Source organism: Nocardioides guangzhouensis (assembly GCF_004519545.1).
GTDB lineage: Bacteria > Actinomycetota > Actinomycetes > Propionibacteriales > Nocardioidaceae > Nocardioides > Nocardioides guangzhouensis.
In genome coordinates, this window is the sequence record NZ_SDKM01000001.1 from 287,396 (window position 1) to 293,530 (window position 6,135).

Sequence of the window (6,135 nt, forward strand, 5' to 3'; positions counted from 1 at the left end):
GCGAATCTCGGCGCATGGGCAACCAGACAGCGCCGCTCTCCGGATCGCGGGTGCGTGCATGAGCGTCGCGCCGTCCGACCTGTCCGGTGTCGAGGGGCAGCGATTCCGAGACGCGCTGCGCCGCCTGCCCGGTCGGGTCTGGATCATCAGCTTCGGCATCCTGGTCAACAAGGTCGGCAACTTCCTGCCGGTCTTCATCGTGCTATACCTGACCGAACGCGGCTACTCCGCCGGCGCGGCCGGGCTGGTGCTGGGCGTGGCCGGGCTGGGCAACGTGCTCGGCAACGCGGTCGGCGGGTACCTCACCGACCGGATCGGTCGCCGAGCGAGCATCGTGCTCTCTGCGGTGACCACCGCCGGGCTGACCGCGGTCGTGCCGTTCCTCGGGCAGCTCCCGGCCATCGTGGCCGTGGTCGGGCTCATCGGCCTGACCTCCCAGGTCTACCGACCCGCGGCGGCCGCCGTGCTGCTCGACTCGGTGAGCACCAACCAGGAACGGCTTGCCGCATTCGCGGTGTTCCGGTTCGCGATGAATGTCGGCGCGGCCCTGGGCGGCGTGGTCGGCGGAGTGCTGGCCGGCAGCTCCTACACCGAGCTGTTCGTGGGCAACGCCGTCGCGTGCCTGCTGTTCGGTGTGGTGGTGGCGGTCCTGCTGCGAGAACAGCCCCGGCCGCGACCCGACCAGGTCGAGGCGGACACCCAGGCAGACAACCAGCCCGACCGGGCGACCGGGTACCGGCAGGCGCTCGCCGACCGCGCCCTGGTGCGGTTCCTGCTGATGACCCTGGTCGCCGAGTTCGTCTACATCCAGGCCACCGTCGGCCTGCCGCTGCACGTCGCCGACATCGGTCTGAGTGCCCGCGACTTCGGTCTCCTCATCGGCCTCAACGGGCTGCTGGTGCTCTCGTTGGAGCTGCCCGTCACCGGTGTGGTCTCCCGGTACCGGCCGGAGCACGTGATGGCTGTCGGCAACCTGCTCATCGGCGGTGGTCTCGCCCTGACCGGCTTCATGACCGGCCTGGGCCCCCTCGCGTTGACGGTGGTGATCTGGACGTTCGAGGAGATGGTGGCCACCTCCGTCTCCGCGGCCTACCTGGGCACCCTGTCCCCGCCACGGATGGTCGGGCGCTACCAGGGCCTGTACGGCGTGGCCTACACGGTCGGGACCGGCACCGGCCCGCTGCTGGGCGGCGCCGCGTACGCGATCGGCCCATGGGCGCTGTGGGCCACGGTCGGCACGGCCGGGCTGCTGTCCGCCCAGCTGTGCCTGCCGCCGCGCGGCGCCCGCCGCCGGTCGAAGCGGCCCTAGACGGAGGGACAGGTCCGCGGCCAGCGCTGGAAACGCGTCGTGTATCACCCGCCGTACTGGGCCCTCCTCAGGGTCACCACTCTTGGGAAGGACCGGCCATGACCGACGACACCACCATCGAGATCGAGGAGGTCGGCGGCCACCGGGTCGACGCCGACCGCCTCCGTGACCTGCTCACCGAAAACGCCCGGATCCGCGAGATCTTCGCCGACTCCGACGTGGCGGGCCTTCGCGTCCTCGGGCCACAGGTGCCGGTCCGCGACCAGGACGGGCCGCCGTTCACGGCCACCGTCGTCGACGCCACCGGGAACGTCGCGGCCACGGTGCGCGGTGACCTGGACCGGCCCGACGCCTTCGAGGTCGCCTCCACTGCGGTCGTGCCGAACCCGACCCATGAGGAGCTCCGGGGAGCGCTCGAGGTGCTGCACGCGGACGAGCGGTACGCGCCGTTCGCCGGCCGCGACGACGTCATCGTCTACCAGCCGATGCCGCCCACCTCCGATGTGGAGCAGGACGACGGCACCGTGGTACGGCGGATCACCCTGGGCATCTTCGACCCCGACGGCAGCCCCGTGCACCGCTTCGTCGCCGTCGACCTGCGCGACCGGCTGGTCGACTGGGACCTGCACGGCGTCGAGCACCTCGACGACCACGACTGCGAGGACCACCTCCCGGTCGGCGTCGGCGGCCTGCCCGGCGGCGACACCGGACTCGGCCAGGTCCGGGTCAGGGTCGTCAAGGGCGGCCAGGAGCTGTGGAGCTTCACCGTCGTCCGGCCCCGGGACTCCGCTCCGACGCACCTGGGCAAGGGCAGCGGCGTCGAGCTGCGGCAGGTCCGCTACCGCGGCCGCCTCGTGCTCTGGCAGGCGCACGTCCCGATCCTCAACGTGCTCTACGACGACGGCGTGACCTACCGGGACTGGCAGAACTCCGAGACCCAGTTCCAGGCGGTCGGCAGCGATCCGGTCGGACCGGGCTGGCGGGTGTGCTCCGGGCCGCCGGCGACCATCCTCGAGTCGGGCACCGACGTCGGGAACTTCCAGGGCGTCGCGTTCTGGTACGACGACGGGGAGCTGCAGATCGTCAGCGAGATGCAGGCCGGCTGGTACCGCTACATCTCCGAGTGGCGGCTCCGCGACGACGGCACCATCCAGCCGCGGTTCGGGTTCGCCGGCACCCGCAACCCGCGCACCTGCATGCGCCACCAGCACCACGTCTACTGGCGGCTCGACTTCGACATCGAGGGCGCCGGCCGCGACATCATCGAACAGCGCGGCCTGATCCTGCCCGGGCAGCCGGTCTGGCACCGGATCGTCCGCGAGACCAAGCGGATCCGGTCCCCGTTCGCCCGCGAGTGGCGGGTCCTCGACGCCGACTCCGGGCGCGGCTACCGGATCACGCCCGGAGCCGCGGACTCCTCAGCCGACGCCTACGGAGTCGCCGACCTGTGGTTCCTGCGCTACCGCGGGACCGAGCTCGACGACGGCGTCGGGGTGGTCGGCGGCCCTCCGTCGGCCACCCAGGTCAAGCTCGACCAGTACCTCACCGGCGAGTCCATCGACCGCACCGACGTCGTGGTCTGGTACGCCGGTCACTTCCTGCACGACGAGGAGCACCCGTCCCCGCACCAGGGGCACGTCGTCGGACCGGAGCTGCGGCCCGTGAGGTGGTGACGCCGGGCGACGGACCCGAGGTTGGAAGTCGCCACCCGTGGCGGCCACGGCGCCTCGTGGACGAGGTGGGCTGCCGCGCGCTCGAGGCCGCATCGACCGATGCACGGTCCGCGGCCGAGCGAAGATGCCGCAGGCCAGGACGTGTGATGCGTCCTGGCCTGCGGTTTTGTACGCCATCAGGGACTCGAACCCCGAACCCGCTGATTAAGAGTCAGCTGCTCTGCCAATTGAGCTAATGGCGCGCGGAGCGAGAGCAACTCTAACAGCGAGTGGCGTCCCGGAAAAATCGGGATGGACCCCTGCCGTCGGCGGTCGGGTCAGCGTGCCCGGCGCTGCCGCGGGACCCGGTGCGTGGTGGCCACGGGGACGTCCTGGCGGGCGAACATCTCCTCCAGGACCGCGGGCATCTCGGAGTCGCCGCGGGACGCCCGGACGGGTTCGCGATCGGGCCCCTGCTCGACGTCGACGACGGGTTCCGTGACCGGCCGGACGACCCGCTCGGGCTCCGGCGCGGGGACCGGGACGGCCGGGTGCGCGAGCTCGTCGAGCGGCGGCGCGGACGCGGCGTACGACGGGTCCTCGGTGACCTCGATCGTCACCCGGGGCCACCACCGGTTGCGGTCCCTGCGCGAGAGCACGATCGGGTCGGTGAAGCGTTCGCGGGCGTAGGCCAGCGCCGCCTCGAAGGAGCCTGCCGTGACCTGCCAGGTCCCGCCGCCTTCTCCTCCGTGCCCACCGGCGTGCCACGCGACCTCCACCCGGTCACGGACCGCCTCGACCATCCCCCCGATGCCACGCCCGAGCTGCACGACGAACTCCACCTTCCCATCGGTCCCCCGACCGTAGACCGGTCGCGGAGCAGACGTGAAGAGGCTCGCCGCGGTCTGGACAGGGACCGGGTCGGTGACCCCCCTCGCGCCACCGACCCGCAGGGACGACCGGGTCGTCCACGGTGTTCAACGAGCCGGTGCCGGCACGGCTTACGCGGGCCCGCCCGCCCTGCGATGCTCGGCGGGTGGCTGAGGACACGGCTGGGCGCACGGCCGGGGAGTACGCCGACGAACGGGTAGCGCGCGTCGCCGACGACCCGCGGGCCCGGCTGGCGCTCCTCCGCGAGCTGTACGACGTCCCGCCCGACGTGGACCGCGGCTACCTGCCCTACCGGCGCGCCGCCTCGGCGTTCCTGGGCTGGCAGCTGCGACGGGGGCTGCTGGCCCCGCTGTCGGGTCCGGCGCCGGGCAGCCCGTGGTGGCGAGCGGTGAACGACGCCCTGCTGCGGGACACCTGCGAGGCGTCGGCGCTGGCGTTCGGCCGGGCCGGCGCGCCCCGGGCGCCGGGCGTCACCGCGACCCTCGACTTCATCCAGCACCCGACCGCACGCACGTGGTACCGCGCGCACAACCTGACCATCGCCTCGGCGTTCCTCGCCCACGAGGACCTGGCCCGCCGGGAGAACCGGGTCGAGCGGTTCTTCCTCAACCTCGTGCTGGTCCGGGTGCTCTACGCCCACGCGCTGGTCGCCGCCCCGCGGCTGGCGCTGGGCCCGCTGGCTCCGCTCGGCAGGCTGCTCGGCGACCCGCGTCTGGGCATGGCCGGCATCTTCTTGTCACTGTCGCGGGTGCTGCCGGCGCTGTACCCGCTCGACGACGACCTCGGCCGGTACGTCGACGCCGAGCACAGCATCGGCCACCTGCTCGACGTCGGGGTGATCGTGCCGCGGCTCGGCGGGCTCTACGACTGGTCGGCCGCCGAGCTCGGGCTGCCGGCCCTGGCGCTGCTGCTGGACCGCCGGGGCCCGGTGCCGGCGTACGCGTGGGACCCGGAGGACGCCGCGGTCTGGCACCCAGCGCCGTCCCGGCTGGCGCGTGCGGCCCGGCGCGCGCTCCCCGACCGGAGGTAGCGGGGGGGGCGCGTCAGAGGTAGAGGCCGGTGGTCTCGTCCGCCACCCGGTCGGCGGCGACCGCGTGGATGTCGCGCTCGCGCATCACGACGTACACCTCGCCCTGGACCTCGACCTCGGCCTTGTCCTCGGGGTCGAACAGCACCCGGTCGCCGACCTCGACGGCGCGGGCGTGGGGGCCGGCGGCGACCACCCGCGACCAGGCGAGACGACGCCCGCCCATGGCGGCGGTGGCCGGGATGACGATGCCGCCGGCGGACCGCCGCTCCCCCGCCTCCTTGTCCAGCTCCACGAGGAGCCGGTCGTGGAGCATCTTGATCGGGGTCTTGTCAGTCACGGACGATCTTGCGGATCACGCCGAGCAGCACGACGACGCCGACGACACTGCCGACGACCTTGAGGATGTTGTCGGTGCGGGGCTGGCCGGTGGCCGGGTCCACGAAGTGCGCCTTCATCGAGGCGACCTCGCGGCTGACGATGGTCTTGGGGTGCGAGCGGTAGAGGAGCTCGTCGATGGTGCCCGCGAGCCGCTCGCGCGTCTCCTCGATCTCGCGCTCGAGTGCGCTCATGTCGCCGCTCACGGTCAGTCTCCTGGGGTCGCCGTAACTCCTGCCTGAGGAAGGCTACCAACCGCGCGGGGGTCGAATCCGAACGGGAGCTCCAAGCGGTTCGCCCGCATGAGGACGTCGTCGGTGAGGAGGTCGTACGTCGCGCCGTCGGCCACCACGACCCCGTCGTGCAGCACCACCGAACGCGGGCACAGCTCGAGCGCGTAGGGCAGGTCGTGGGTGACCATCAGCACGGTCACGTCGAGCGAGCGCAGGATGTCCGCGAGCTCGCGGCGGGAGGCCGGGTCCAGGTTGGACGACGGCTCGTCGAGCACCAGGATCTCGGGCTCCATCGCGAGCACGGTCGCGACCGCGACCCGGCGCCGCTGGCCGAAGGAGAGGTGGTGCGGCGGGCGGTCGACGAAGTCGGCCATGCCGACCTTGTCGAGGGCCTCCAGCACCCGCCGCTCGAGCGCGGCGCCCCGGAGGCCGAGGTTGGCCGGGCCGAACGCGACGTCCTGGCGGACGGTGGCCATGAACAGCTGGTCGTCGGGGTCCTGGAAGACCACGCCGACCCGGCGGCGTACCTCGGCGAGGTTCTTCTTCTCGACGGCCAGGCCGCTGACGGCGACTGAGCCGGCGCCCGGGGTGAGGATGCCGTTGAGGTGCAGCACCAGCGTGGTCTTGCCGGCGCCGTTGGGGCCG

General features: G+C 72.6%; 7 protein-coding genes and 1 tRNA gene. 3 read left to right on the forward strand and 5 right to left on the reverse strand.

What is annotated here, in order from left to right; translation table 11 throughout:
• Positions 1-58 precede the first annotated feature (58 nt).
• Positions 59-1,309 (forward strand): MFS transporter, encoded by a 1,251-nt coding sequence (locus tag EKO23_RS01315; protein ID WP_134713251.1) that lies wholly within the window; start codon positions 59-61, stop codon positions 1,307-1,309.
• A 98-nt stretch (positions 1,310-1,407) separates the two neighbouring features.
• Positions 1,408-2,982, forward strand: coding sequence for a hypothetical protein (locus tag EKO23_RS01320; RefSeq protein WP_134713253.1), 1,575 nt, complete (start codon positions 1,408-1,410; stop codon positions 2,980-2,982).
• 169 nt (positions 2,983-3,151) lie between these two features.
• Here EKO23_RS01320 and EKO23_RS01325 read toward each other — a convergent pair.
• Positions 3,152-3,224 (reverse strand) — tRNA-Lys (locus tag EKO23_RS01325).
• A 75-nt stretch (positions 3,225-3,299) separates the two neighbouring features.
• A complete protein-coding gene (locus tag EKO23_RS01330; RefSeq protein WP_134713255.1) occupies positions 3,300-3,803 on the reverse strand; it encodes a hypothetical protein in 504 nt (167 codons plus the stop codon).
• 194 nt (positions 3,804-3,997) lie between these two features.
• On the opposite strand from EKO23_RS01330, the gene EKO23_RS01335 reads away from it, so the two are divergent.
• Positions 3,998-4,882: a hypothetical protein gene (locus EKO23_RS01335; RefSeq protein WP_134713258.1), complete on the forward strand. Its 885-nt coding sequence runs from the start codon at positions 3,998-4,000 to the stop codon at positions 4,880-4,882.
• A 13-nt stretch (positions 4,883-4,895) separates the two neighbouring features.
• On the opposite strand, the gene EKO23_RS01340 is transcribed toward EKO23_RS01335, so the two are convergent.
• The 3 genes from EKO23_RS01340 to EKO23_RS01350 all read right to left on the reverse strand — a co-directional run.
• Positions 4,896-5,195, reverse strand: a complete 300-nt coding sequence (locus EKO23_RS01340) for a GroES family chaperonin (RefSeq protein WP_134713310.1) — start codon at positions 5,193-5,195, stop codon at positions 4,896-4,898.
• A gap of 16 nt (positions 5,196-5,211) precedes the next feature.
• Complete coding sequence (locus EKO23_RS01345) at positions 5,212-5,463, reverse strand: DUF3618 domain-containing protein (protein WP_246050840.1); 252 nt, start codon at positions 5,461-5,463, stop codon at positions 5,212-5,214.
• Positions 5,464-5,465: 2 nt separating this feature from the next.
• On the reverse strand, positions 5,466-6,135 hold a 670-nt coding region (locus EKO23_RS01350; RefSeq protein ID WP_134713260.1), incomplete at its 5' end, for an energy-coupling factor ABC transporter ATP-binding protein.